This window comes from Nocardia sp. BMG51109, assembly GCF_000526215.1.
Lineage (GTDB): Bacteria > Actinomycetota > Actinomycetes > Mycobacteriales > Mycobacteriaceae > Nocardia.
In genome coordinates, this window is the sequence record NZ_JAFQ01000004.1 from 4,808,320 (window position 1) to 4,829,868 (window position 21,549).

At 65.0% G+C, this 21,549-nt stretch carries 22 protein-coding genes and 3 pseudogenes; 12 read left to right on the forward strand and 13 right to left on the reverse strand.

The window, feature by feature from the left end; all coding sequences use genetic code 11:
• The first annotated feature begins 177 nt into the window (after positions 1 to 177).
• Positions 178 to 642, forward strand: coding sequence for a hypothetical protein (locus D892_RS46970; protein WP_156959646.1), 465 nt, complete (start codon positions 178 to 180; stop codon positions 640 to 642).
• On the opposite strand, the gene D892_RS0123050 is transcribed toward D892_RS46970, so the two are convergent.
• Together D892_RS0123050 and D892_RS0123055 are read right to left on the reverse strand one after the other, a co-directional pair.
• Positions 626 to 1,408, reverse strand: coding sequence for an enoyl-CoA hydratase/isomerase family protein (locus tag D892_RS0123050; protein WP_024803492.1), 783 nt, complete (start codon positions 1,406 to 1,408; stop codon positions 626 to 628). The genes D892_RS46970 and D892_RS0123050 overlap by 17 nt on opposite strands.
• 25 nt (positions 1,409 to 1,433) lie before the next feature.
• On the reverse strand, positions 1,434 to 2,207 hold the full coding sequence (locus D892_RS0123055) for a crotonase/enoyl-CoA hydratase family protein (RefSeq protein ID WP_024803493.1): 774 nt from the start codon (positions 2,205 to 2,207) through the stop codon (positions 1,434 to 1,436).
• Between D892_RS0123055 and D892_RS0123060 the strand changes: the two genes are divergently transcribed.
• Complete coding sequence (locus tag D892_RS0123060; RefSeq protein WP_198036971.1) at positions 2,199 to 2,888, forward strand: TetR/AcrR family transcriptional regulator; 690 nt, start codon at positions 2,199 to 2,201, stop codon at positions 2,886 to 2,888. The genes D892_RS0123055 and D892_RS0123060 overlap by 9 nt on opposite strands.
• A gap of 309 nt (positions 2,889 to 3,197) precedes the next feature.
• Here D892_RS0123060 and D892_RS45550 read toward each other — a convergent pair.
• The 4 genes and pseudogenes from D892_RS45550 to D892_RS0123080 all read right to left on the reverse strand — a co-directional run.
• Positions 3,198 to 3,591: pseudogene (locus D892_RS45550) on the reverse strand (transposase); the annotation flags it as partial.
• 74 nt (positions 3,592 to 3,665) lie between these two features.
• On the reverse strand, positions 3,666 to 5,033 hold the full coding sequence (locus D892_RS0123070) for a DUF1254 domain-containing protein (protein ID WP_024803496.1): 1,368 nt from the start codon (positions 5,031 to 5,033) through the stop codon (positions 3,666 to 3,668).
• A 548-nt stretch (positions 5,034 to 5,581) separates the two neighbouring features.
• A complete protein-coding gene (locus tag D892_RS0123075) occupies positions 5,582 to 6,967 on the reverse strand; it encodes an aldehyde dehydrogenase family protein (protein WP_024803497.1) in 1,386 nt (461 codons plus the stop codon).
• A 2-nt stretch (positions 6,968 to 6,969) separates the two neighbouring features.
• Positions 6,970 to 8,070 carry a hypothetical protein gene (locus tag D892_RS0123080; RefSeq protein ID WP_024803498.1) on the reverse strand — a complete coding sequence of 367 codons (1,101 nt, stop codon included), beginning with the start codon at positions 8,068 to 8,070 and terminating at the stop codon, positions 6,970 to 6,972.
• 140 nt (positions 8,071 to 8,210) lie between these two features.
• Between D892_RS0123080 and D892_RS0123085 the strand changes: the two genes are divergently transcribed.
• The 6 genes from D892_RS0123085 (at position 8,211) to D892_RS47900 (ending at position 11,806) form a co-directional block, all read left to right on the forward strand.
• Positions 8,211 to 8,942: a 2,3-dihydro-2,3-dihydroxybenzoate dehydrogenase gene (locus D892_RS0123085; RefSeq protein WP_369801832.1), complete on the forward strand. Its 732-nt coding sequence runs from the start codon at positions 8,211 to 8,213 to the stop codon at positions 8,940 to 8,942.
• 49 nt (positions 8,943 to 8,991) lie between these two features.
• Entirely contained in the window at positions 8,992 to 10,152 is a 1,161-nt protein-coding gene (locus tag D892_RS0123090) for an isochorismate synthase (RefSeq protein ID WP_024803500.1), read from the forward strand.
• Between the two features lie 96 nt (positions 10,153 to 10,248).
• A complete protein-coding gene (locus tag D892_RS41995) occupies positions 10,249 to 11,007 on the forward strand; it encodes an isochorismatase family protein (protein ID WP_232236144.1) in 759 nt (252 codons plus the stop codon).
• Between the two features lie 148 nt (positions 11,008 to 11,155).
• A complete protein-coding gene (locus D892_RS47890) occupies positions 11,156 to 11,302 on the forward strand; it encodes a hypothetical protein (protein WP_198036973.1) in 147 nt (48 codons plus the stop codon).
• Positions 11,303 to 11,323: 21 nt separating this feature from the next.
• Positions 11,324 to 11,524 carry a hypothetical protein gene (locus D892_RS47895; RefSeq protein WP_024803502.1) on the forward strand — a complete coding sequence of 67 codons (201 nt, stop codon included), beginning with the start codon at positions 11,324 to 11,326 and terminating at the stop codon, positions 11,522 to 11,524.
• Positions 11,525 to 11,629: 105 nt separating this feature from the next.
• Positions 11,630 to 11,806: a hypothetical protein gene (locus tag D892_RS47900; protein WP_198036974.1), complete on the forward strand. Its 177-nt coding sequence runs from the start codon at positions 11,630 to 11,632 to the stop codon at positions 11,804 to 11,806.
• A 346-nt stretch (positions 11,807 to 12,152) separates the two neighbouring features.
• On the opposite strand, the gene D892_RS0123115 is transcribed toward D892_RS47900, so the two are convergent.
• The 5 genes and pseudogenes from D892_RS0123115 to D892_RS0123135 all read right to left on the reverse strand — a co-directional run bounded on the left by D892_RS0123115 (position 12,153) and on the right by D892_RS0123135 (position 13,652).
• A complete protein-coding gene (locus D892_RS0123115) occupies positions 12,153 to 12,398 on the reverse strand; it encodes a hypothetical protein (RefSeq protein WP_024803503.1) in 246 nt (81 codons plus the stop codon).
• Between the two features lie 16 nt (positions 12,399 to 12,414).
• A pseudogene (locus D892_RS0123120) lies at positions 12,415 to 12,705 on the reverse strand (IS3 family transposase); the annotation flags it as partial.
• 7 nt (positions 12,706 to 12,712) lie between these two features.
• Positions 12,713 to 13,057: pseudogene (locus D892_RS0123125) on the reverse strand (IS30 family transposase); the annotation flags it as partial.
• On the reverse strand, positions 13,018 to 13,329 hold the full coding sequence (locus D892_RS0123130) for an IS3 family transposase (protein WP_024803506.1): 312 nt from the start codon (positions 13,327 to 13,329) through the stop codon (positions 13,018 to 13,020). The gene D892_RS0123130 and the pseudogene D892_RS0123125, both read right to left, overlap by 40 nt.
• On the reverse strand, positions 13,329 to 13,652 hold the full coding sequence (locus D892_RS0123135) for a transposase (RefSeq protein WP_024802946.1): 324 nt from the start codon (positions 13,650 to 13,652) through the stop codon (positions 13,329 to 13,331). The genes D892_RS0123130 and D892_RS0123135 overlap by 1 nt, the downstream gene beginning before the upstream one ends.
• Positions 13,653 to 13,778: 126 nt before the next feature.
• Between D892_RS0123135 and D892_RS0123140 the strand changes: the two genes are divergently transcribed.
• Positions 13,779 to 14,249 (forward strand): hypothetical protein, encoded by a 471-nt coding sequence (locus D892_RS0123140; RefSeq protein WP_156959648.1) that lies wholly within the window; start codon positions 13,779 to 13,781, stop codon positions 14,247 to 14,249.
• 915 nt (positions 14,250 to 15,164) lie between these two features.
• Here D892_RS0123140 and D892_RS0123145 read toward each other — a convergent pair.
• Entirely contained in the window at positions 15,165 to 15,368 is a 204-nt protein-coding gene (locus D892_RS0123145; protein WP_024803508.1) for a hypothetical protein, read from the reverse strand.
• Positions 15,365 to 16,102 carry a hypothetical protein gene (locus D892_RS0123150; RefSeq protein WP_024803509.1) on the reverse strand — a complete coding sequence of 246 codons (738 nt, stop codon included), beginning with the start codon at positions 16,100 to 16,102 and terminating at the stop codon, positions 15,365 to 15,367. Before D892_RS0123150 ends, D892_RS0123145 begins: the two co-directional genes overlap by 4 nt.
• Positions 16,103 to 17,155: 1,053 nt before the next feature.
• Between D892_RS0123150 and ltrA the strand changes: the two genes are divergently transcribed.
• The 3 genes from ltrA to D892_RS0123165 all read left to right on the forward strand — a co-directional run bounded on the left by ltrA (position 17,156) and on the right by D892_RS0123165 (position 21,324).
• Positions 17,156 to 18,643, forward strand: a complete 1,488-nt coding sequence (gene ltrA / locus D892_RS0123155) for a group II intron reverse transcriptase/maturase (protein ID WP_024801232.1) — start codon at positions 17,156 to 17,158, stop codon at positions 18,641 to 18,643.
• Positions 18,644 to 19,090: 447 nt separating this feature from the next.
• The gene (locus D892_RS42005) at positions 19,091 to 20,443 is read left to right on the forward strand and encodes an XRE family transcriptional regulator (protein ID WP_156959649.1); all 1,353 of its coding nucleotides are present in this window, start codon (positions 19,091 to 19,093) and stop codon (positions 20,441 to 20,443) included.
• A complete protein-coding gene (locus tag D892_RS0123165; RefSeq protein ID WP_024803511.1) occupies positions 20,440 to 21,324 on the forward strand; it encodes an aminoglycoside phosphotransferase family protein in 885 nt (294 codons plus the stop codon). The genes D892_RS42005 and D892_RS0123165 overlap by 4 nt, the downstream gene beginning before the upstream one ends.
• The last annotated feature ends 225 nt before the right edge of the window (positions 21,325 to 21,549 follow it).

Consider the following 21,549-nt stretch of genomic DNA (forward strand, 5'->3'; position numbering starts at 1 on the left):
CGATACGGCCGAGTCGGTGCACCGAATTTCACGGGCCTCGGTGGGCCGCCCGGCGGTACGGTCGGCGCCGGTGGTTGGAGGTATGGCGCTGTGCCCGATTCGGCCGGTGAGGCGAACCCACGGAGTTCGCGACCGTTCGCCTGTGCCGAGACACCAGGCATCCCCTGCGACGATCTCGTGGACGCCCTGCTGGATCGAATTCCGGTCACCGAAGACGGCCGCCGAGTATGGGAATCCGCACCCCCATACGCGTTGAGGCACATCGCCACTCACGCTGCCCCCGCCGGCAGGCTGGATGAGTTGATCGCCGATGGTGACTACCTCGTCCACGCCGAGCCGGACACGCTGCTGGCCGCGTTCGACTCGGTGACCACCGAAGCGGGCCGGCTGGCGCGGCTGGTCTACCGGCGCTCCATCGAACACCATCGGGTGTTGTCCGCGGAACGGCGGCGTCAGGTCCTCGCGGTCGATGCCGCCCTTTTTCGCCGCGATTCACGACGTCAAGAACATGCTGTGGGGTGTGTGGGGGAATGCTGCTTTCCTGGCGGCAGAGCGACGCCCGGATTCCGAGATCGCCGATTACCTGACCAGCCGGCGGCGTCTCTGGGCTGTCGACTGCCTGCGGTCACCGGCGGTTGCTGATGGTGTCGAAAACCTGTTTCGTGTGGCTACCGCCGGCAGTCGCGTACGCTGCCAGCGCCTCCCGCTCGAGTTGGTCGTCGAGGCGACGGCCGACGACGTCGAGTACGGTGCGTTTGGCCGATCGCACCGCACCCTGATCGTGGTCGATGATACGGCGCGCCAAAGCATGTGCCGACGACATGAGTTCATCGTGGGCAACGACCCGAGTTACGAGGTTGCATGCCAGTGCGCGTTCGGCGTCGATCGGTTCGCCGCTCAGTTCCAGATCGAGCGCGACTGCTACTCCGCATGTGTTGACCAGCCGGGAGATCCCGCCATCGCCGTGATGAATACCAAGACCCACCAATGGGCTGCCGAACATGGCGCGGTCCGAGGCGATGCGGATATCGCAGGCCAGGGCCAACTCCAATCCGCCGCCGAGTGCCCAGCCGTTGATGGCGCCGATCACCGGTTTGGTGATGTGGTGCAGGCCCCGGGTGAGGCCGCCGAATCCGACCGCAGTGGCATGACGCTGGACATCGGCCGGGGTAGCGGACAGCCACTGCATGAACCAGGTATCGCGGTCGGCGCCGGAACAGAATGACGTTCCCGCGCCTGTCCAGATCGCGACATCGACGTCGTCGTCGGCGGCGAAATCGGCCCAGATCTCCCGCAGCCGCGCATCCATTCCCGGATCGATGGCGTTGCGGCGATCCGGGCGATTCAAGGTGATAACGGCAATTCGATCAACCTTTTCGTACTCGATATTCTGCGACTGTTCACTCATCGCCCGCTCCGTTCGTGGTTCGCGATCAATTCCGGCGGCCGTTTCGGCCGGCTCCCTGCGCGAATTCGGCGGCTCCGGTTTGTAGCTCTCCCGATTCGAGTGTTGCCAGGGCGAATCGGATTTCGTTGGCAATCGCATCCGATTCACTGAGGTCGGCGGCCTCGATGAGCGCCCGTCGATCGTTGCGCATCGCGGTTTGCGGAACCGAGGCGAGCTCGGCGGCGAGTTCGAGTGCGGCCGACAGGGCGGTGCCGTCGTCGACCACCTGATTGATCAACCCGATCGCCAGTGCTTCGTCGGCCGGGACTCTGTGGCCCGTGAGTATGAGTTCCATGGCGCGCCCGTAGCCCACCAGCCGGGGGAGCCGGATGCTGGCGAGATCACAAGACGGCACTCCGAACCGGCGGTTGAACATACCGAAATAGGAGGACTTGCCCGCGATTCGCAGATCACACCATGCGGCCAGTTCCAGACCGCCGGCGACGGCGGGTCCCTCGATCGCCGCGATCACCGGCTTGGACAGAGTCAGCCGCACCGGCCCCATGGGCGCGAAGGTTCCGTCCGGTACCAGTGGTTTGCGCTCGCCTCGGTCGATTGCCACGAGGTCGGCGCCCGCGCAGAACGCCTCCCCGGCGCCGGTCAGGACGGCGACGTTGCTGGTGTTGTCGAGATCGAATCGTTCGAACGCGTCGATCAGCGCCCGAGCGGTCGGTAGATCGACGGCGTTTCGCCTGGCGGGGCGATCGATGGTCACCACCATGACGCTGGAATGGGTTGTGACCGTGACGTTGTGGCTCATGAGCGTGTCCTTCTCGCGGATGCGATGTGGCGGACCAGTGCTAAGACGATCGACTTAGTGGCATGGGTGAGTATTGTCTATGTCGATCGGCTTAGTCAAGGTTGTGGAGGGACGCAGGTGGCGCGGGATACTCGCAATCAGATGATCGAGCAGGCGGCGCTGCTTTTTCGTGGCCGTGGCTACGGTGCGACGGGCATTCGGGAGATCGCGAGTCAGGCCGGTGCTCATCGCGGTGTGATCTATCATCACTTCCCGGGTGGCAAGACCGAGGTCGCCGCGGAAGTGTTGGCCGCCACCGATGCCACGGTGGGCGCGTTCATCGAGTCGTGGTGCGTCAACCAGGATCCGATCTCGGCGGTGCGCGCGATCATCGCAGGCGTCAAGATGATGCTGACCAGCGGGGAACATCCGCCCGGTAGCCCGGTCGCGGCCGTCACGCTCGGAGCGGACCGCGGCGATGACACACTGCGTGAGATCGCCCGCGGAATCTACGATCGCTGGCAGGGTGCGTTCCGGGACTGTCTGCGTCGCAACGGAACTCCCGACCCCGACGCCGAAAACCTGGCGACAATGCTGATCGCCGGGATCGAAGGCGCGCTGGTGCTGTGCCGCGCGGAAGGTGACAACGCGCCCCTGGACCGTCTCGCCGCAGCATTCGAATCCATCCTGCGCGCGCACTGACGCGACGAGCGGTGGTCGGTGCCGCAGCCCTCCGGCGGTGGCGGCCTCGACGTCCGGACTAGGCAACACGGGCCCGGCGAGCGCATCCTCGAATTTCAGGATGAATCCGGACCTCATGATTGCGCTGACAGTTGACCGGGCCTGATCGGGACCTCGTGTCGTCGATGGTTTTCGGGATGCGTCGCCGAGTACGCGCCGCTGACGCTGACGCAACTCGATCAGCAACGGCAGGACGCGCAACGGCAGCGCATTCGCCGTCGCCGGCATTTCGACGAGTACGTGACCAGCCCGCGCTCGCCCCTTCTCTCAGAGCGGCTGCGTCCCGGCTGCGTCCCAGCATCGGCCGTGCGCGGCAACGACCTCCTTCACCGATCGGGCCAGGCCATGCCACAGGTGCCAGCGGTCACTGACCTGCAACGCGCTGGGCCGTGTGCGCCGGATCGCTTCGGCGTAGGTGGCTGATCCATCGCGGACGACGACCTCTACGCCGGGGGTTGTCACGCAGCCACGCTTCGAGCGTGTCGGACTTGCGGTCGGCCAGAACATCGATCCGTTCGTGGGTGACCGCGTCGATGACCGCTGTGCCGTATCGGTTTCGGCGCCGCAGCGCGAAGTCGTCCACGCTGACGACCGGTGGAATCGGTCGGTGCGGGAGCGGAATCCGCAGCAACACTCGCACCGCGGTGTGGCGAGACATCCGGACCGGCCTGGTACAGCGCCCGGAGGCGCATGATGGCGTCCAACCGACAACGTTATGCGGCAGAGGAGAGTGCGGGGTTATTGACCAAGTGTGACGGTGGGTGGTTTCCAGGTGCCGTCGAGGATGGTGTGGTCGGGCCAGTAGGCGCGTAGGTAGAGGGTGAATTCGTCGTCGGGTGCGGGGAGCCAGTTCGTGAGTTGTTTCTCGTCGCTGGGGGCGGGCCCGCCGATGGTGAGGGTGAGGGAGCCGTCGTCGCCGTAGGTGAGGTTCTGGTTCTTGGTGCCCAGTGAGAACCTGTCGAGGTCGTTGGGGTGGAAGAAGTGGTGTTTGTTGTACACGGTCAGTGACCAGAATCCGCGCACCGGCGGTAGTTGACCTGCGGGGAAGTGCACGGTGTAGGTGTTGGCGCCGTGTAGCCGGTTCCCGGTGTTGTCGAGATCCTGATAGTAGTAGGAGGTTTCGTTCGGGGTGTTGACGAAGATGTTCGACTTGCCGACCGCAGTGCGGGACAGGTAGTCGGTGCCGAACGCGGCCCCGTTGCGCTGGGTGGTCCAGTTGCCGCCAGCGGGGAGTCCGTAGTTGCGGAATTCGAAGAGTTCCCGCACGACGGTGTCGGCGTCGATGGCGGCCTGCCGCAACGCTTCTGCGACACCGGAGTCACGGTCGGCGGCGGCAAGGATGGACCGGAACCACGCGTAGAGGGCTTCTTCGCCGGGTAGCGGCGGCACCTCATCGAGCACTTCGGGAAGCACGGAGAAGTAGGTTTCGGGGTCCACCCATTGGGTTTCTGCTTGGTCGCCGGTGGCGTCCCCGCCGCCGTAGGAGGGGGCCTGTGACCAGTCCACGACTTTCGTGCTGCCGTCGAATTCCGACAGCGGGTACATGCTGATCCGGTCGATCAGCGGGGTGATCGCTTCGCGGTCTCGCGGGGTGTCGTCGAGGAACACCCGCGGGATTACCACTGCGGCGCGGGTGTCGTACCGGAACACGCCGGTGATGCCGGTGGGGACCGTGCCGTCCCAGGAGGTGGGTGCGAGCAGGTAGAAGCCCGGTGGGGTGTCGTACATCTTGCCGAGTTGCACGAACGAGTCGGTGCGCTGGTCGACGGCCTGGTACACCCAGAATCGGTCACCGAAATCGGGTACCTGCACCACCGACGGGCCGCGCTCGGCGTCGAGGACCCCGAATCCGTAGGCGACATCCTGATTCGGGCACGCGACGATTCGTTCCTCGGGGCGCACGTAGTCACGCAGCATGCCGAGCGTTCCGGGCGGGCCGGCGGGCACGATCCCGGCCAGCAGGCCCGGTGCGGGCAGCTGCTGCATGAACACCCGCCGGTTGTGCAGATTCACCAGCGGCCAGCCCCACAGATACGCCGAGCGCCCCACCGCGCTCGCGTAGTCGGGAAGCACCCTCGGATCGCCGAACGCACCGGTACCGGACATCGACAGCTCCCCTTCCACCCGGATCTCTTCCTCAGTTCCCGGGGGACCGTATCCACCAGCCGAGCACACCCGCTTCACCCGAAACGGATGATCTACACGAGACTCGCTCTATTCGGCACGAGCGTGCGCACGGGCGAGATGCTGGCGGTGTGCCGGACGACCAACAACTGGCCGCCCATGAGGAAGCCCAGCGGGGAACCTACAGGGGCCGCTGACAAGCCACGAACCGGATCCGCAGCCGGTCAGAGGACTGCGGTCGGCCAGTGAATCATCGTGTGACCAGGTAAATCCAGGCGAATTTCGGCATCACCCGGTGATTTGGTGGACGGTCAGGGCTGAGGTTCGAGGGCCGGGGGGCTGCTGGGTCGGTGGGCCGGGCGGCCTGCGCTGACCGTGCGTTCGGCGGGTCGCCGAGGAGATGCACCGCGAGACCTTCGGCGCCCGCTGCCTCGTCGCGTGCTGTGGTGGCGTACCTGAGCCCTGGGGTGGGCCTTCGCCGAGATCCGTTCGTCGGTATGGCCGTGTCGGGACCCAAGGTGGTGTTGTCGTTATGGGGAATCGACGTCGGACGGGGTGCTGCGCACGCCCGTGCTGCGGCCCCAATCGCTTGTGTAGGTGCGAGCTTCCATGAGGAAGTGGCTCAGGTAGCCGTCGTGCGGTCGGTGCGGGTGGTATGTGGTGGTCGGGGTGGGGCCGAGGTGGACGGCACGGATCGTCGGGGTGGCGGCGCAGCGTGCGGCAAGGGTGGCGTCGCGGCTCAGGAGGGTGAGCGCGAGGCTGTCTGCGAGGGCGCCGATTCCGATGTTGCGTGTCCAGGGCGCGATCCACACGCATGGGAAGGGTTGTTCGGTCGCGGTTGGGGCGCCGGGTGTGTCGGTGTGGAATACGGCGGGAAGTAGTGCGGCGCTGCCGTCTTCGAGGTCGGTGTACCGGTGCCTGCTGTCACCGACGAGTTGGGCTCCGGCAACGCTGGTGACATGGTCGGCGACTGCTCGGGCTTCGGCGACGGTTCGCACCGGCAACTCGGCATCGGGATGTTCGGGTGGCCGCCCCACGAGGGCGGCGAGACGCTCGGCGAGCTCCCGCGCGAAGCGGGCATGATCCAAGCCCTGTTCGAGCAGGATCGTGGTCGCGTTGAGGCATTGGGTTCCGCCGTCCCCGGCCACCGACTCGACGAGCACGTCCAGGTAGTCGTAGGGGTCGGCGTCGCCGGTGATCAAGACTTTGGACCGGCCCGGGCCCTGGACACGCACGGCCGGGTTACCGGCGTATGCAGTCACGACGTCCGTGCCGCCGTAGACGAGCCCCAGATCGGCTGCGCGGACCAGTGTTGCGGCGGTGGCGTGGTCGGTGGGCAGCAGAGCGAGGCGCTCCGGAGCGACACCGGCGGCCAGCAGGGCCCTGATCAGTCGGCGTGGTGTGTACGGGTCGCGGCGGGACGGCCGGACCAGCACTCGGTAACCGAGGCCGAGAGCGGGCAGCCACTCGGCATGCGGCAGTGGATGATTGCCGGGCGCGAGCACGGCGAGAGTGTGGCCGCGCCGGGCCCATGCCACACCGTCGCTGCCGGTGGCGCGCGGCTGCTGCGCGGTGAGGGCGTCGGCGAGTCCAGCAGTGGCCTCGGCGATCGTGTGCAGGGCTCGGTGTGCCGCCCGGATCGGGATCCCCGATGTTCGGGATTGATGGTGGCAGTACTGTTCCGGTGATTCTCCGGCGACGTTCCCGGTCGCGAACAGCTGCCCGGCGGCGGCGATGGCGTCGAACAGGCGCGAATCCGGTTCTGCCAGTGCGGTTCCGGTCGCGAGGATGCGACGGATCAGTAGTTCGGGCGCGAGCCCGAGATCGGCGACGGGCCGGCCGGTGACGTCGGGAAGCGGTTCGCGGTGCAGGGATCGATAGTCGGTGCCGTCGCGGATGATGTCGACGGATTCCACGGTCAGTACACGCCTTCGACGATCGGCCGATTTGTGGTCGGGGCGGGCCGTATGTCGGCGACACAGTCGCCCGCCGAACCGGGAGCCGGTGCCAGCCGGGTGGCGAGATCGCGTTCGAGCACGGCCGGCAGGAACATCTCGCGGCTCAGATGGTGTAGCCGGACCTGTCCGCGCCGCCCGTGATCGACCTGGTTTCCGGTGTCGGGGTCGATGACGTCGAGCAGCACGTGCGGATGGAACGGCTGGAATACACACCGGTATTCGTCGTCGGGCAGCGGGGGGCGTTGCGGTGCGACTCCCATGAGGGTGTTGCCGTATATCCCCGCCAGCGGGAGATCGGGGAACACTTCGTCGTCGAGCAGCCGCAGGGTTTCCTGATCGGTGGAGGTGCCGGACCAGAGGATGCCGCCGACCTTGGAACGAACGAGATTGCCGAGTCGAGTGTCGGCCATGGCCGTGAGCAATGGCGGTGTGGCCCACAGGATTTGCACCGATTGGGTTTCGAGTACCCAGCGTGCCTGGTCGAGGATGTGCCGGATATAGCGGTCGACGTCGTCGGTGCGCCCCTCCTGCGCGCAGCGGCGCACCCAGCGAGGATCGAAGTCGACGGTGAAGCAGGCGCCGCCGCGGCGGCGGGCCATGTCGATGAACAAGGCCCCGGCGACATGCGGACCGGTCGGGCCGAGGTAGAGCCAGTTCCCGCCGCGCGGCATACCGATGGCGTCGAGCCGGTCACTGGTCCAGGCGGCGGTGCGCCGCCAGTACTCGAACTCGGCGATCCGTTTCGGTGCGCCCGTAGTGCCGCCGCTGTCGTAGACGTACGGGATCGCCGATCCGGATTCGGCGATGCCGCGCGGCACCAGATCCTCGATCGGAGCGGTCCGCCATTCGCTGCTGACGTCCGGGAAACGCAGCAGATCCGTACGAGTGTGCACCTGGTCCCGCGGATCGAATCCGAGCGATTCGGCGCGCCGCAGCCAGAACGGTGCACCGGTCTCGGGTGAGAAGTGCCAAAGGATTGCTGCGCGGATGAGGGCGTCTTCGTCGGGGAGGGCATCGACCGGTGCCTGCAGGATTTCGTCGATTGCGGTACCGAGCGACACGCGAGCACCTCTCGTAAGTTGACCGAATGTGTCCTGCGAGCAAGGATCTGCCCTTGTCATCGAGGCGATGCTAGCAGCGGCCGGGCAGCCGTACGGCCCGAAACGGACCATGATCGGGAAGGACGGACCGGGTGTCGGGTGTGGCGGTGGTGACCGGGGCTGCGGGTGGAATCGGGTCTGCTGTGGCCGTGTTGCTGGCGAAGAACGGTTGGGCGGTTACGGGATTGGACGTTCGTCCCGAACCGGAAACCATCCCGACAGCGGATGTCGCCGTGTCGGGCTGCAACGTCGCTGACCCCGACGCGGTGCAGGCGGCGTTCGATCGGATCGAGCGGGACCAGGGGCCGATCGATCTGCTGGTGAACGCAGCCGGGATTCTGCGGATCGCGCCCGCGGCCGAGGTAACCGACGCCGACTGGGCGGCGACCTTCGCCGTGAACGCCGCAGGCGTCATGCACTGCTGTCGTCGCGCCGCGGCCACGATGGTGCCGCGCCGCAGCGGAAATATCGTCACTGTCGGGTCGAACGCCGCCAGAGTTCCCCGCATGAATTTCGCGGCCTACTGCGCGGCCAAGGCCGCCGCCGTCCAGTACACCCGATGCCTCGGACTCGAACTGGCGCGCTACGGAATTCGCTGCAACACGGTCTCTCCCGGTTCCACCGATACCGCCATGCAGCGGGCGTTGTGGACCGACGACACCGGCGCCCGGAAGACCATCGCCGGTTCACTCGAGGGGTTCCGGGCGGGAATACCGCTCGGGCGGATCGCCGCCCCGGAGGACATCGCCGATGTCGTGTTGTTCCTGGCCTCCGACCACGCCCGCCATATCACGATGCAGGACATCGTCGTCGACGGCGGCGCCGGCCTGTAGCGCCATCCGGACCCACCACAACGACCACCTTTCACTCGTACGGGGACAGATGACCACGACCACAGGGAAATCGTCGGCGAGCGCGATCGAACCTTTCGACCATCGGGCAGGTGATTTTCTTTTCTTCTCGCCCCACACCAGATTTCGCGCCCGCGGACCACTGCGGCGGATCGAAGCCCCGACCGGTCCGGAACTGCCGACGGCAGTAGCCGGTGCGCTGGGTGCGGCTCACGACGCGGGCGCGCCGAATCCAATCGTGGTGGGGGCATTGCCGTTTCGGCCGGACCGTCCCAGCGCTATCTATTGTGCGGATACGGTATGTCCCGTCCTCGAACCGGACATCGATGCCTCGCCCGGGGCCGGTGGGTCCGTCATCGGTCACACGCCCGACGGGCCCGGGTACCGTGCCGGTGTACGGCGCGCCCTGGCAATGATCGAGGGCGGGGTGGTGGACAAGGTCGTGCTCTCACGTGCCGTGGACGTCGACTGTGCTGCCGACGTGCCGTCGGTGGTCGCCCGGTTGGCAGCCCGGGATCCGCACGCCTACGTGTTCGCCACTGAACTACCCGCCCCGGACGAAACCCCCGCCACCCTGGTAGGCGCGAGCCCGGAACTATTGGTCGCACGGCACGGCGCCACCGTCACCAGTCATCCGCTGGCCGGGTCGCTGCCCCGATCGTCCGATTCGAGAGAGGATCGCCGCCGGGCCGAAGCATTGCTCGCATCGAGCAAAGACACCACCGAACACGCCTTCGTCGTCGACGCCATCGCAGCGACACTGCGGCCGCGCTGTCGGGCGCTGTCCGTTCCGGCCACACCGCAGTTGACCCGGACCGCCGCCATGTGGCATCTGGGCACCCCGATCGTCGGCGAACTCGACGACACCTCGATCGGCTCACTGGAATTGGCACTTGCCCTGCATCCCACACCCGCAGTATGCGGTAGCCCCCGGAACGCGGCACTGGCCGCGATCGATTCGATCGAACCGTATGATCGCGGCTTCTACACCGGGCTTGTCGGGTGGAGCGACGGCAGCGGCGACGGCGAATGGGCGGTCACCATCCGCTGCGCGGTCCTCGGCGAATCGACTGCTCGCTTATACGCGGGAGCCGGAATCGTCGCCGCCTCCGACCCGGACGCCGAACTGGCCGAAACCACCGCAAAACTCGCCACGATCCGGACAGCGCTGGGAATCACCGACCCGACGTGAGCACCATCGCCGTATCCAACCGGTGCGCGTCCGCACGACTCCTCCAACCCGACAGGAAGATCACCTATGGCCCTACCCGCCATCTCCGGATACTCGATGCCCACAACCGATGGCCTGCCGGCGAATACGCTGTCCGGACCGGTGCACCCGTCCCGTGCGGCACTGCTGATCCACGATATGCAGAACCATTTCCTGGCGCCGTTCGAGCGCGACCGATCGCCGCTGACAGAACTGCTGACCAACATCGGACGACTCCGGAATCTCTGTCACACCGTGGGTATTCCGGTCGTGTACAGCACACAACCAGGCGGGCAGAGCGCACGGGAACGCGGCCTGCTGCGCGAGATGTGGGGTAACGGGATCGCCGGAGACGGAATCGGCGACCGCATCGTCGAGGACCTGACTCCGCGCCCAGGCGACATTTGCTTGACCAAATACCGATACAGCGCATTCTTCGGCACCGACCTGCACGAGCAGTTGATCCGCGCCGGACGCGACCAACTCATCATTTGCGGTATCTACGCCCACATCGGCTGTCTCGCCACCGCCTGCGACGCATTCATGCGCGACATCCGACCGTTCATGGTGTCCGACGCAGTAGCCGACTTCGATGCCGAACACCACCACACTGCCCTCTGCTGGGCAGCAAAACGTTGCGCCGTCGTGGAATCTACCGCCACCGTGCTCGGTGCCTTGCAGGCCGCCACCGACAATGTGCCACCCACCGAACCCGAACACTCGACTCGGACAGCAGCCGAACCGACGGGAGAACCCAACCACAGTCATGGCCGCGACCGACCGCTCAACATCGAGGCCGTCGACTCCCTCCACGTCGCCACCCAGAGACCGCACTGAAATCGGCATGAGCGTGCCCACGGCGGGGACCCGGCCGACGCCTTCCACGTCGTCGTCCCCTCGCTGCCGGGATTCGCCTTCTCCAGCCCGCTGTCAGCGCGTGGCTGGAACCTCGACCGCACCGCGATGGCGTTCGGGGAGGGAGCTGATGACCCGGTTCGGGTGCGAGCGTTTCGGTGTAGAGGACGGGGACGTCGGCGCTGGGGTAACCGGCCGGGTGGCGGGCCTGTTGCCCGAGCGGGTGATCGGCGCGCACACCCACGGCGACCGTCTCCAGCTCGGCATGGTCGGCTAGGATTTTCCCGTCCTCGCAGGGTTGACCGCCGACGAGCAGAACAAACTCGAAGCGGCGCAATACAGCTGGTCGCAGATGAAGGGCTACCGGGTGCTGCAATCGACCGAGCCCAATGCCCTGTCGGTGGGCTTGGCCGATTCGCCGATCCTGCCGCTGGCCTGGATCGCCGAAAGCTCGAGGAATGGGCCAACCCCGCGACACCGAGCCGCGACAACGTCCTGATCACCGCGAGCCTGTACTGGTTCACCCGCATCGGGTCCGCGGCAGCCGACTTCTACTGGGAAATGGCCCACGCCGGGAACACCGGCTGGGGGCGGGTCTTCACCGGTGCCCCAAGGCCAGTCGCTGTTCTACAGCGACCACCTCCTCCGCAAGGCCCTCGGCGCCGGCGACAGCGTCGCCTTCTTCCGTGACTACACCGAGGGCGGGCACTTCCCCGCCTTCGAAGTTCCCGACCTGTTCGTCGACGACATCCGCGCCTACTTCCGACAACTCCGCACCTGACCTCGCGGGCGGAGCCGCCGTCCCCCAGATACCGGGTGGTGGTGAGCATGCGGGGGTTGCGTCGGATTCCCATGCATGTCGGTAGAGCCGGGCACGATGGGTGTGTGGCAGAGGGTCGCCGGAGTGGTCGGGGGCTGCTGGACGGAGGGAGTCGTCGTGAGAAACCGGTTCGAAACAACCTGCGCCAAGTGCGGTACGGAGCTTCGGGAAGGTGAAGGTGTAGTGCATACCCGCGGCCGCCGCCGACGATACCCGGTATTGTGCGACGGCTGCATGGAGGAGGTTGATGAGTTGGAGAGGGAAGCCGCTGAATCGGAGCGTGATTTCGGCTGAGATTCGCCGTCTATCACATTTCCATCGTCGGCGGTTCCATCTCCGGGTGCGTCATCGTCATGGTCGGCCGCTCAACCTCGGTCATCGTGCGTTGGTGCCGAACCAGTTCGAGCTCGTGCTCGGTCTTCCAGGTGACGTAGCCGAGGAGACGCTGAAGTGGTTGTCGCGCAGGTACTTCCGGCTCCAACTCGGCGATTCGGATGTGGATCTTGTTCAGTATGGTTAAGTCATCGGTCAGCTCAGCAAGGGGCTGCTGCACGATCAGGTGACAGCGGTTAAGCAGCCTGCCGGGCTGCTGGGGACATGATGGTTTCGAACTCGATAGGAGTCAATCGGCCGAGGCGGGCTTGCCGACGCCGACGGTGGTAGGTGCGTTCGATCCAGGTGACGATCGCGATCCGCAGTTGTTCGCGGGTGTCCCACCGCTGCCGGTCCAGCACGTTGCGTTGCAGCAGACTGAAGAAGCTTTCCATCGCGGCATTGTCACCGGCCGCACCGACCCGGCCCATCGACCCGGACATTCCGAAACGGTTGAGCGCGTGGACAAATCGGCGGGAACGAAATTGGCCGGATTCAATCGGTCGTCGCAACACCGGCTTGTTGGAGTGATCGTAGATGTTCGTCGAACGCTTCGGCGGGGGTCTTCCAGCCGAGTGTCTTGCGGGGCCTGGTGTTGAGGGTGTGTGCGATCGCTCCGATCTCCTCGGCGTCCCATCGGGATAGGTCGGTGCCCTTCGGAAAGTATTGCCGCAGAAGACCGTTCGTGTTCTCGTTCGTGCCGCGCTGCCAGGGGCTCTTAGGGTCGGCGAAGTAGACCTTCACTCCGGTGGTGATGGTGAATCTGGCATGGTCGGACAGTTCCTTGCCCCGGTCCCAGGTCAGCGAGTTGCGTAGTTGCTGCGGCAGTGTGGTGACCGCTCACCCTGATCACGTAACTCGCCGGTGATCCGCGGTGATCCGTAGGTGCCGTGCGATTCGCGATGAACCGTGGCGATTTTCGTTTCCAGATCCGCGTGCCGCTGCTGGCGGTCGGTGAGAACCGTTGCCGCCCTGCGTTTCACATACGCGTAGTAGCCCGACTTCGATACCTGCAACAGTCGTGCCATGCGGCGAACCGAAAACCGTTGCCCTGCAGGCTGACCGGTACCGGCAACACCGGTGACATCGTCGGGGCCGGCGTACTTCACCATCAGGCCGAACCGGGCCGGTTCGTCTGCATCGCGGCAAAGTACGCCGACGCTTTTTTCAGGAACGCGATGTCTTTGTCCTGCTCGGCGACCTGCCTTCGCAGTCGCGCCAGCTCGGCCCGCTCGGCGGCATCCAAAGGCTTTTCCCCGTGGACCTCGGCGGCGGCGATCCTGCGCCGCTCGTCTTTGACCCACGTCCCCAGCAAACTCTCGTGAATACCCAGTTCCCGGGCGACTTCAGCGACCGTGCGACCCGAATCGATCACACGATGCGCAGCCTCGACCTTGTACTCGGCCGTGAACGACCGACGCTTACGAGGAGGCATGCAGACATCCTTTCAATAGGATCGGTGATCCTGTCAACTCGGTGTCCATAACCCGGGGTGAACCTCACGGAGCTATTGCGCGTGTTTCAACCGCGTTTGACGGCATTGCTCCCAGCCGGTGCATCAGTGACTGTGGTGTGGCTGAAACCGCCAAACTCGACTTACGACACCGGGGAGGCGTACGTCCACCTCGCGGAGCCGGCCAAGACCGCAACCGAGAACCCGTACGGCGTCAGCGTCAACGAACAACTCATCGCGGAAGGCAACGCCGTACTGGACCCACCGATCCGGCGCACAGAGGAAGCGGCACCGGTTGCGGATCAGATCGCGACCGTACGCGCTAGCGCCATGGAGACAGCCGCCTATGTCGACGCGTTGTCTGTCGCCGATATCGCCGCTTGGGACAACAGGATCGGAGCTATCAGCGACTGCCGCGCGCGCCTGGATCGCGAGGATGAACAGCGCCGCACGTGGTGGGGTCCGGATGGGAAGGTCGGCACTGACGATGACCCGCCGCGCGATCATTCCAGCTACGGAGACGGTAACGAGGGAGGCGGCGGTGAAAGCCGGCTCTGTCGGCGCCATTGGTGGTGCTGAGGGGTCTGGCGCCGTGTCTCCTATCAGCCCCACAGCCTGTGGCCGACTTATTCGCTGCTCGGTGCCTTCTGTCGGCACCGATCAACGGGCAGCCCTGGGATGTGAAGTGAACCCCCGCCATTCGTTGGCGCCCAGCTGTTTTGCATCGGGAACCGTCGCGGGACAGCTCGTCACGGACTGGATGCGGTCAGTGCGAGTGGACCGTAGTGGCCGTATCGAGAGAGCTTGACCGCGCGTCGCCGACACCTGCGTGGCGCCATATGCCAACGGTAAGTGAACCGTCGATCCGTTGCGGGGGCGATGCTTTCGGCCCTCAGGATTATCCGATCTACCGAATTATTGCGCATCATCTGTCCGCGGCTCCTGGTCCGCGCTACCGGTTCTTGACATGTCTTGTAGTGAATAGTGTTGTTGCACAGCAGGGCTCGTCAATGCCCGCAGCAGGAAGGCGGCGTCAAATTTGCCGGTTGCGTTGTGGCAGCGGGCAGGGTCAAGATGATTGAGCCGGGTGTCGGCGTGAGGGATTGGGGGTGTTGGTCGATGACCTCGCAAGGTATCCGAGTAAGTCGGTAACGCGGGCGAGCATCACAGCGAATCATGTTGAGTAGCCTGGGGTTTTGGAGGGTCCGTAATACACCGGGCACGGCGTGGCGACCGCCCCGTCCACCTACTACGCCGCGAAGGAGCGCGGTATCAGTGCCGTGGTCTGGGCCGACGCGTACGCGGCCAACGCCTTGTTCGACCTGTGGAGGGCCGGCCGGCGCGTCTACGGGGTGCGCAAACTCTGGCACGCCGCCACCACACCCCAGCACGGAACCCCAGCACCCGGCAAAGAACACCGAGGCAGGCCACCCGATCACGACCAGCAGCGGCGACATCGGGTCAGCCGTCGCCCTGGCCGGGAGGCGAGTTGTCCTATTCCTCTTCGTGCCGCAGCACGAAGGAGGCCGTCTCCAAGTGCACGAGGCATTCGTCGGGGCGGTGCTCCCGGTGGAGATACCGCAGTTCCCGCGCCCGCGGCAGGGTCAGCTCCATCAAGGACGCCTGGCACATGAACTCGGCCAGCTTGCCCTCGGCATAGACAAAGTGCCGGCAGGGCAACGGCTCTGGCATCGTCATTGGGCCGAGTCACCACCCGAACCGTTGTCGCTATGGCCGGTGGCCGGGTTACCCACCGAACTTTCTCCGGCACCGCTGCCAGGAGTCACGCCGCTACGGCTCTCGTCGTCCGTCGCTGCGCTATATCCCTCCGGCCACACCCGCCTTGGCGGAAACTCCGCCCCGTCCGCCTCATCCCCCTGTTCGTCCGGCAACCGCAATTGTCCGGCCCGAACTGCCGTCACCAGCTCGTCGAATGACTGGATGTACCAGCTCAGTTCAGCGGCATCCCGCTCGCCGTGCTCGGGGTCGTGCTGCCGCAGGGCATACAGCACATATTTCCAAACGAGCCAAGCCACCCATTGGCCGTAGGTCGACGGGCTGAGCGGTGTATCTTCCTGGTACACCACGTCTTTGGTGTGTCCGACCGCTTCGCGGTCGATGAACCAGGTGTACAAGCTCAGCTGTTCATTGAGCTTGTTCATGTCCTTTGGTCGCTGCTCATAGACATGCCGCCAAATTCCCACAAACTCCCGTGCTCCGCGCAGCATGACCGTGCTCGGTTCTTCCGCCCCGGCACAGACGCGCAGGAACGGTGCGGCATCCGGCAGTGGTGTATCCGGGGTCGCCTCCACCGGCGGCACCGTGAAGGCGGCGGGCCGATCCGGGGAGAGCCCGTAGTAGACGTGGTGCACGGGGCGATCGGCTGCCTCGGTCGGGCGGTCAGAGGGCGCGGCCGGGTGGTCGTCAGGCATAGATAGTGGTCTCTTTCGGTAGGGGAAGGAATGAAAGGTGAGAAGGTCCAAAAGCACTGGGAGGGAAGATGTTTGGATTCGGAAGTGACTGGCCGGGACGCAGCCTCATTCCCATAACTCACCGCATGGGAGTGGCGGGAGACCCGGCCTTACCTCATCGTCCACCGTGACCCGTAAGTCCATGTCGGCGAACGTCCTCGCCAGCTCGTCCGCCACGTTCTGTGCTTGTTCTTCGCTGGCTTGGTAATCCAGTTGCAGCGCACCGGATTCGATGTGAATGTGCCGGATACGTCGAGATGAGGTGACGGTCCGCATCGGGCATCAACTGGGTCTGCTCGTGGAGGGAACGACCCGGCCGGCCTCGGCGAGCGCTTGGAGCGCCGCTGCTTTACGCGGGCAGCGCTTCGCCCGGCACGCCACATGAAATTGCATCACGGTATGGGGTGCGCCACGAGGCGCTGTTATCCATATTGGAGGTGGAATGACTCCGAAGTGATTGTGTCGCAGCACGATTGCTGTAGCTGAGGGCAGCCTGGTCCGGGAGACGCCGGGGAGGGTGGGAGCAGCCCTGACAAAGCCGGGACGCGTCAGTACTGCCGAATGGTGTGGGTCCGGCAAGCGTGGGACAAAGGTAGACGCGAGAAACCAGTGGTAGAAGCCCCTCGAGGTTATGCGCCGGCTCGAACTCGGTGGATATGGGCCGGATAGCGGTGCGCACCCGTCGCCTGTGAGGGCGGCGGGGAACTTTTCCGTCGGTGTCTCATAGTCCGGCGGGGAGGTCACGGTGAAGGTCTGCGGCGTAGCCGTGACGATGCCGCAGGGGTAGAGCTGGCTGCCTCCTGTCCCGAATGGATGACAGTGAACGTGGGAACCATCCCGTCTCGCCCACCGCACACCGCTGCCAGCGGTGTGCGGTGGGCAGGCCCGTCGTCGGCTGGTGGGGCGTGGGTGGGGCGGAGGGGTCGTAGTAGTCGGAGGCCGGGAGAGCCGGTCACAGGGCGAAGGACCCCAGTGGATTTCAGCGGAGAGGGGCTGTAATGGCCGGAGGCGCTTGTGAATACGGGTGAATCGTGGCCGGACTTCGACGAAGCCTGGTCGCGAGTACGGCGGATGCAGGCCAAACTGCACTGGTGGGCGATCCGGGATCCGGGTCGCGTGTTCGAGGATCTGCACAATCTGGTGAGTGATCCGGCGTTTCTGGTGCATGCCTGGGAACGGGTGCGTAGCAACAAAGGTGGCCGAACCGCCGGGGTTGATGGGGTGAAGCCTGCCTCGATCCCGAGGAACTCGATGGTCTTGTTGTCGCGGCTGCGAACGGAGTTGAAGGACCGGAGCTTCCGTCCGGACCGGGTCCGGGAGAAGTCGATTCCGAAACCGGGCAGCACGGACAAGAAGCGCCGGTTGGGGATACCGACCGCAGGCGACCGCATTGTTCAGGCGGCGTTGAAGTTGGTACTCGAGCCGATCTTCGAGGCGGATTTCCAGCCCGGTTCCTACGGGTTCCGCCCGAATCGTCGCGCTCAGGACGCGATCGCCGAGATTCACTTGTTCGGCAACCGGGGTTACACCTGGGTGCTGGAGGCCGATATCGAGGCGTGTTTCGACCGGATCGACCACACGGCCCTGATGGACCGGATGCGTCACCGGATCAGGGACAAACGCGTTCTCGCCCTGGTCAAGTCGTTTCTCAAAGCAGGAATCCTCAGCGAGGACGGCATCGACCGGGAAGCGCTCACCGGAACCCCGCAGGGCGGGATTCTGTCGCCTTTGCTGGCGAATATCGCCCTGTCGGTGCTCGATGACCACTATCAACACAAGTGGGATGCCTTCTCTGCCGGGAAGCCCTCGCCGAACGCGGGCTGGCAGGGACGGCAACGAGAGCGCCGCAACGGGGGCGCGACCTACCGGCTCGTCCGCTACGCGGACGATTTCGTGGTCCTGGTCAACGGCGAGAGACACCACGCCGAACAAGCCAGGACCGAGGTCGCGGACATTCTGGCCCCGATGGGTTTGACCCTGTCGGAGCCGAAAACCCATGTGGTGCACATGGATACCGGGTTCGACTTCCTCGGCTGGCGCATCCAGCGCCGGACGAAGCCGGGCACGGTGAACAAGGCAGTGATTCACACCTATCCGTCGAAGAAGTCGCTGGCTTCGATCATGCGGAAGGTGAAGTTTCACACGCGCAGATCCGCACCCTACAAGACGTTGGCCGACATGCTCTTTCACCTGAACCGAACGGTCCGGGGCTGGTGTCTCTATTTCCGACACGGTGTCTCGTTTGCTACCTACCGCTACCTGCAGCACTACACGTGGGTTCGCGCCATGAGGTGGCTCTACAAGAGACACTCGCGCCTGAGCTGGCGCAAAGTGCTTCGCCGGTATTGCACCCCGGCTCCGATGCGCCGCCCAGCAGAGAACGGGATCGTGCTCTATAACCCGACCGACACCGGAATCGAACGCTACCGGTGGCGTGGCTACACCATCCCGACACCCTGGAGCAACGCGGCACAACGTCTGGCGACAACCACGCCAGCATGAATTCCATGGAGAGCCGGATGCGGTGAAAGCCGCACGTCCGGTTCGGAGGGCGGTCACGGGAAACGGAACTGCGGCAACGCAATTACCGCGCCCGTGATCGACCCTACCCTGCTCGATGGTGAAGGAACGATCAGGGGCGTGATGCGTTTCTGGTGGCGTCATGGCGGCAAGTTGGTGGATGGCGAGCGTTCTGTAGAGCATCGGTTCGGGGCACCTTCCCGGAAGTAATGCAAAACGATGGGAGGTACCCGGCACCAAGGGCTTTCGCCACCTACCCGGCTCACCGGGGCGGGTGCGCTGCCCGAGGGCTACGGCGTCGGCTTGGGGCCGGGTACCGGTTCAACCCTGGCGGTTTGGCCGTACGGCCCGCGACCGCCTAACGTTCGGGTAGTGTTGGCCCAAGTAGGCGTTTTCCCAGGTCAGGCGGCTAATGCGAAGGTAAGGACTATGGTCAGAGGGCGGGAGTGGACCGGGTTCGAAGCAGCAGCGCTGCAAGAAGCGATGCGCAAATCAGTGCGGGACTTCGCTGCCTTACTCGGCCTGGAGACGACGACGGTCAACAACTGGCGGACTGGCCTTGGCAGTGTGAAGCCGCGCACAGCGACGCAGGAGATGCTGGACACTATGCTCGACCTGCGGGCGAGCGACGATGACCGAGCGCGGTTCGAGGAGATCGTGGGTGAAGGGGAGGCGGTGTGGCGGCAGCGGCATAGCGACGATGCTCATGCTGGTAGGGCGCAGACCGTACTTGACAGGTATGCGATCCGAAACGATGCCGTCTCTCGAGAGCAGCCCACCCCTGACGATTTCGCTCGAGCGGCGGACGCCTCATTCACCTTCGCGCAGTGGGCTGTTACGAGCCCCGCGGATCAATTGTCGATCGAGGGCATTCACTATGAACTCGGCCGAATTGCCGTCAGTTATGTGCATGGCGCGCTGCCGCCGTTGTTTCGGGATTTGCAGCTGCTGCGCGACCATATTTGGCAGCTGCTGCGGGATCGTCCGCATCCGCGTAAGAGCCGTGAACTGTTCTTTCTCGGGGGCGTGACCGTCCTTCTACTCGCCCACGTGACGGACAATCTCAGTAATTCAGTCGTGGCCATGCGACAGGCCAACGCTGCCGCTGCCCTTGCGGAACAGGCTGACCATCCCGGCCTCAAGGCATGGATCGCCGGTACCCAAGCCCTCATCGCTGAATGGAACAGGCATCCCGTCGGGGCATTGAATTTCGCCAGGCGTGGCCTGCCGTTTGCTGCGCCGGGGCATCAGCGGGTGCGGCTGGCTGCCATCGAGGCACGTAATGCTGCCCGTCTCGGCAAGGCCGATGACACCCACGCAGCGTTGCGTCAAACCCGGCTGGCCATGGACCACGCCCCAGGAGCTGACGATCTTCAGCAGTTCGGCGGCGTGCTGCATTTCCCAGCCACCAAAGCGCTCTACTACGCCGGAAGCACCTACGCGCTGCTCGGTGATTTTGTCGACGCCGAACGCTACGCCCTGGACGCCATCGCCGGGTACGAGTCCGGACCGAGCGAGGACCGGAGCTACGGCGACGAGGCGCTGGCACGGACGGACGTCGCGGCGGCCCGCATCATGCGCGGCGAGATTGACGGCGCGCATGATGCCCTGACACCGGTGCTGGCTCTGCCGCCAAGCCAACGAATCTACTCGATTACCGACGGCGTGGAGCGGGTAGGTGCTGCCATAGACGCGAGCCGATACGCGCGTGATCCGGCCGCACTCAGCCTGCACCAGGAGATCGCTGTGTTTGATCCATCGACTGACTTGAGGGCTATGTGATCACACCGGCCAACTCCAGTGAAATGGTCCTGGTTCGAGCCTGCAAGCAAGTCGGCCTGACGTATGAGGATGCCGCTTTGCTCCGGGCGCACTCGGCGTCGGTTTACCTGCTGCCACGCGAAAGTACGGTGGCCAGGATCAGCTCGTACGAGCATCAGGGGGTGCAGGCGAAGGCATCGGTTGCGATTGCGCGCTGGCTGGTTGAGCAAGACTTCCCGGCCACAGAGCCGCTGCTCGACCACGCCATCGAGGTCGATAGCTCGGTGGTGACCTTCTGGCGGTACTACTCCCAGAAAGGGCGGGAGAAACCACCAGCCAGAGCGCTTGGCCTGATTCTGCGGCGTCTTCATGGGCTCCGCCCGCCGCCCTTCCGCTTACCGGCCTATCAGCCGCTGATGGGCCTGCTGCGCGCCTTGGAACGGCCAAACGTGCTCGGCGATGACGACCGAGCCTGGCTGAAAGAGCGGGCAGAGTTTCTTATCCAGCAGTACTACCAGCTCGATTCTCATCTTGGCGTGGGATTTGTTCATGGCGACGCCTACCGCGGCAATACCTTGTGGGGGCCGCATGGCGTGCTGCTCGGTGATTGGGACGAAGCGTCAGTTGCGCCGAGAGAGCTTGATCTGGTGAATATTTACCAGGGTGTACGCTATGGCGTCAGCGATGACGTTTTCGATGAATTCACGGCAGCGTACGGCTGGGACGTGCGCGAGTGGTCTGGCTTCACGGTACTGCGCGAAATGCGCGATCTCCATACACTGACGGGCTTTGTCCGGCGGTCCGTTGCTGAGCCGGGAGCGGCAGAGGAATTACGGCGGCGGACTGAGTCGTTGCGGTATCCGAAACCGGAAGCGGGCGTGCTGTGGCGATCTTCAACGTAATAGGGCCGAATGCCTGGCGGAGCGGCCCTGTCTCCGTACGATCTTGCTAGGTGCCGATCCGCCCGTCGAGTTCACCAAACGCGCTGCCGCGCAGCTTACGGAGATCCGGGACAGGCGAAGGAGTTTCGCCGCCGTCGACACCACCTTGATCGTGCGAAGCAGCGTGGGAGACGACATTCGCTTACCTTTGAAGCAATCCACTGGGGCTGCGATTCTCCGGTTTCG

What these genes read in the sequence shown, in the direction of transcription:
- D892_RS0123130 (WP_024803506.1), bottom strand. Translation starts at nt 13,329, where the DNA reads ATGGTGAAGTACGCCGGCCCCGACGATGTCACCGGTGTTGCCGGTACC.
- D892_RS42005 (WP_156959649.1), top strand. Translation starts at nt 19,091, where the DNA reads ATGGTCAGAGGGCGGGAGTGGACCGGGTTCGAAGCAGCAGCGCTGCAA.
- D892_RS0123055 (WP_024803493.1), bottom strand. Translation starts at nt 2,207, where the DNA reads ATGAGCCACAACGTCACGGTCACAACCCATTCCAGCGTCATGGTGGTG.
- D892_RS0123070 (WP_024803496.1), bottom strand. Translation starts at nt 5,033, where the DNA reads ATGTCCGGTACCGGTGCGTTCGGCGATCCGAGGGTGCTTCCCGACTAC.
- D892_RS0123150 (WP_024803509.1), bottom strand. Translation starts at nt 16,102, where the DNA reads ATGCCTGACGACCACCCGGCCGCGCCCTCTGACCGCCCGACCGAGGCA.
- D892_RS0123135 (WP_024802946.1), bottom strand. Translation starts at nt 13,652, where the DNA reads ATGCCTCCTCGTAAGCGTCGGTCGTTCACGGCCGAGTACAAGGTCGAG.
- D892_RS47890 (WP_198036973.1), top strand. Translation starts at nt 11,156, where the DNA reads ATGACCCGGTTCGGGTGCGAGCGTTTCGGTGTAGAGGACGGGGACGTC.
- D892_RS0123050 (WP_024803492.1), bottom strand. Translation starts at nt 1,408, where the DNA reads ATGAGTGAACAGTCGCAGAATATCGAGTACGAAAAGGTTGATCGAATT.
- D892_RS41995 (WP_232236144.1), top strand. Translation starts at nt 10,249, where the DNA reads ATGCCCACAACCGATGGCCTGCCGGCGAATACGCTGTCCGGACCGGTG.
- D892_RS0123145 (WP_024803508.1), bottom strand. Translation starts at nt 15,368, where the DNA reads ATGACGATGCCAGAGCCGTTGCCCTGCCGGCACTTTGTCTATGCCGAG.
- D892_RS0123090 (WP_024803500.1), top strand. Translation starts at nt 8,992, where the DNA reads ATGACCACGACCACAGGGAAATCGTCGGCGAGCGCGATCGAACCTTTC.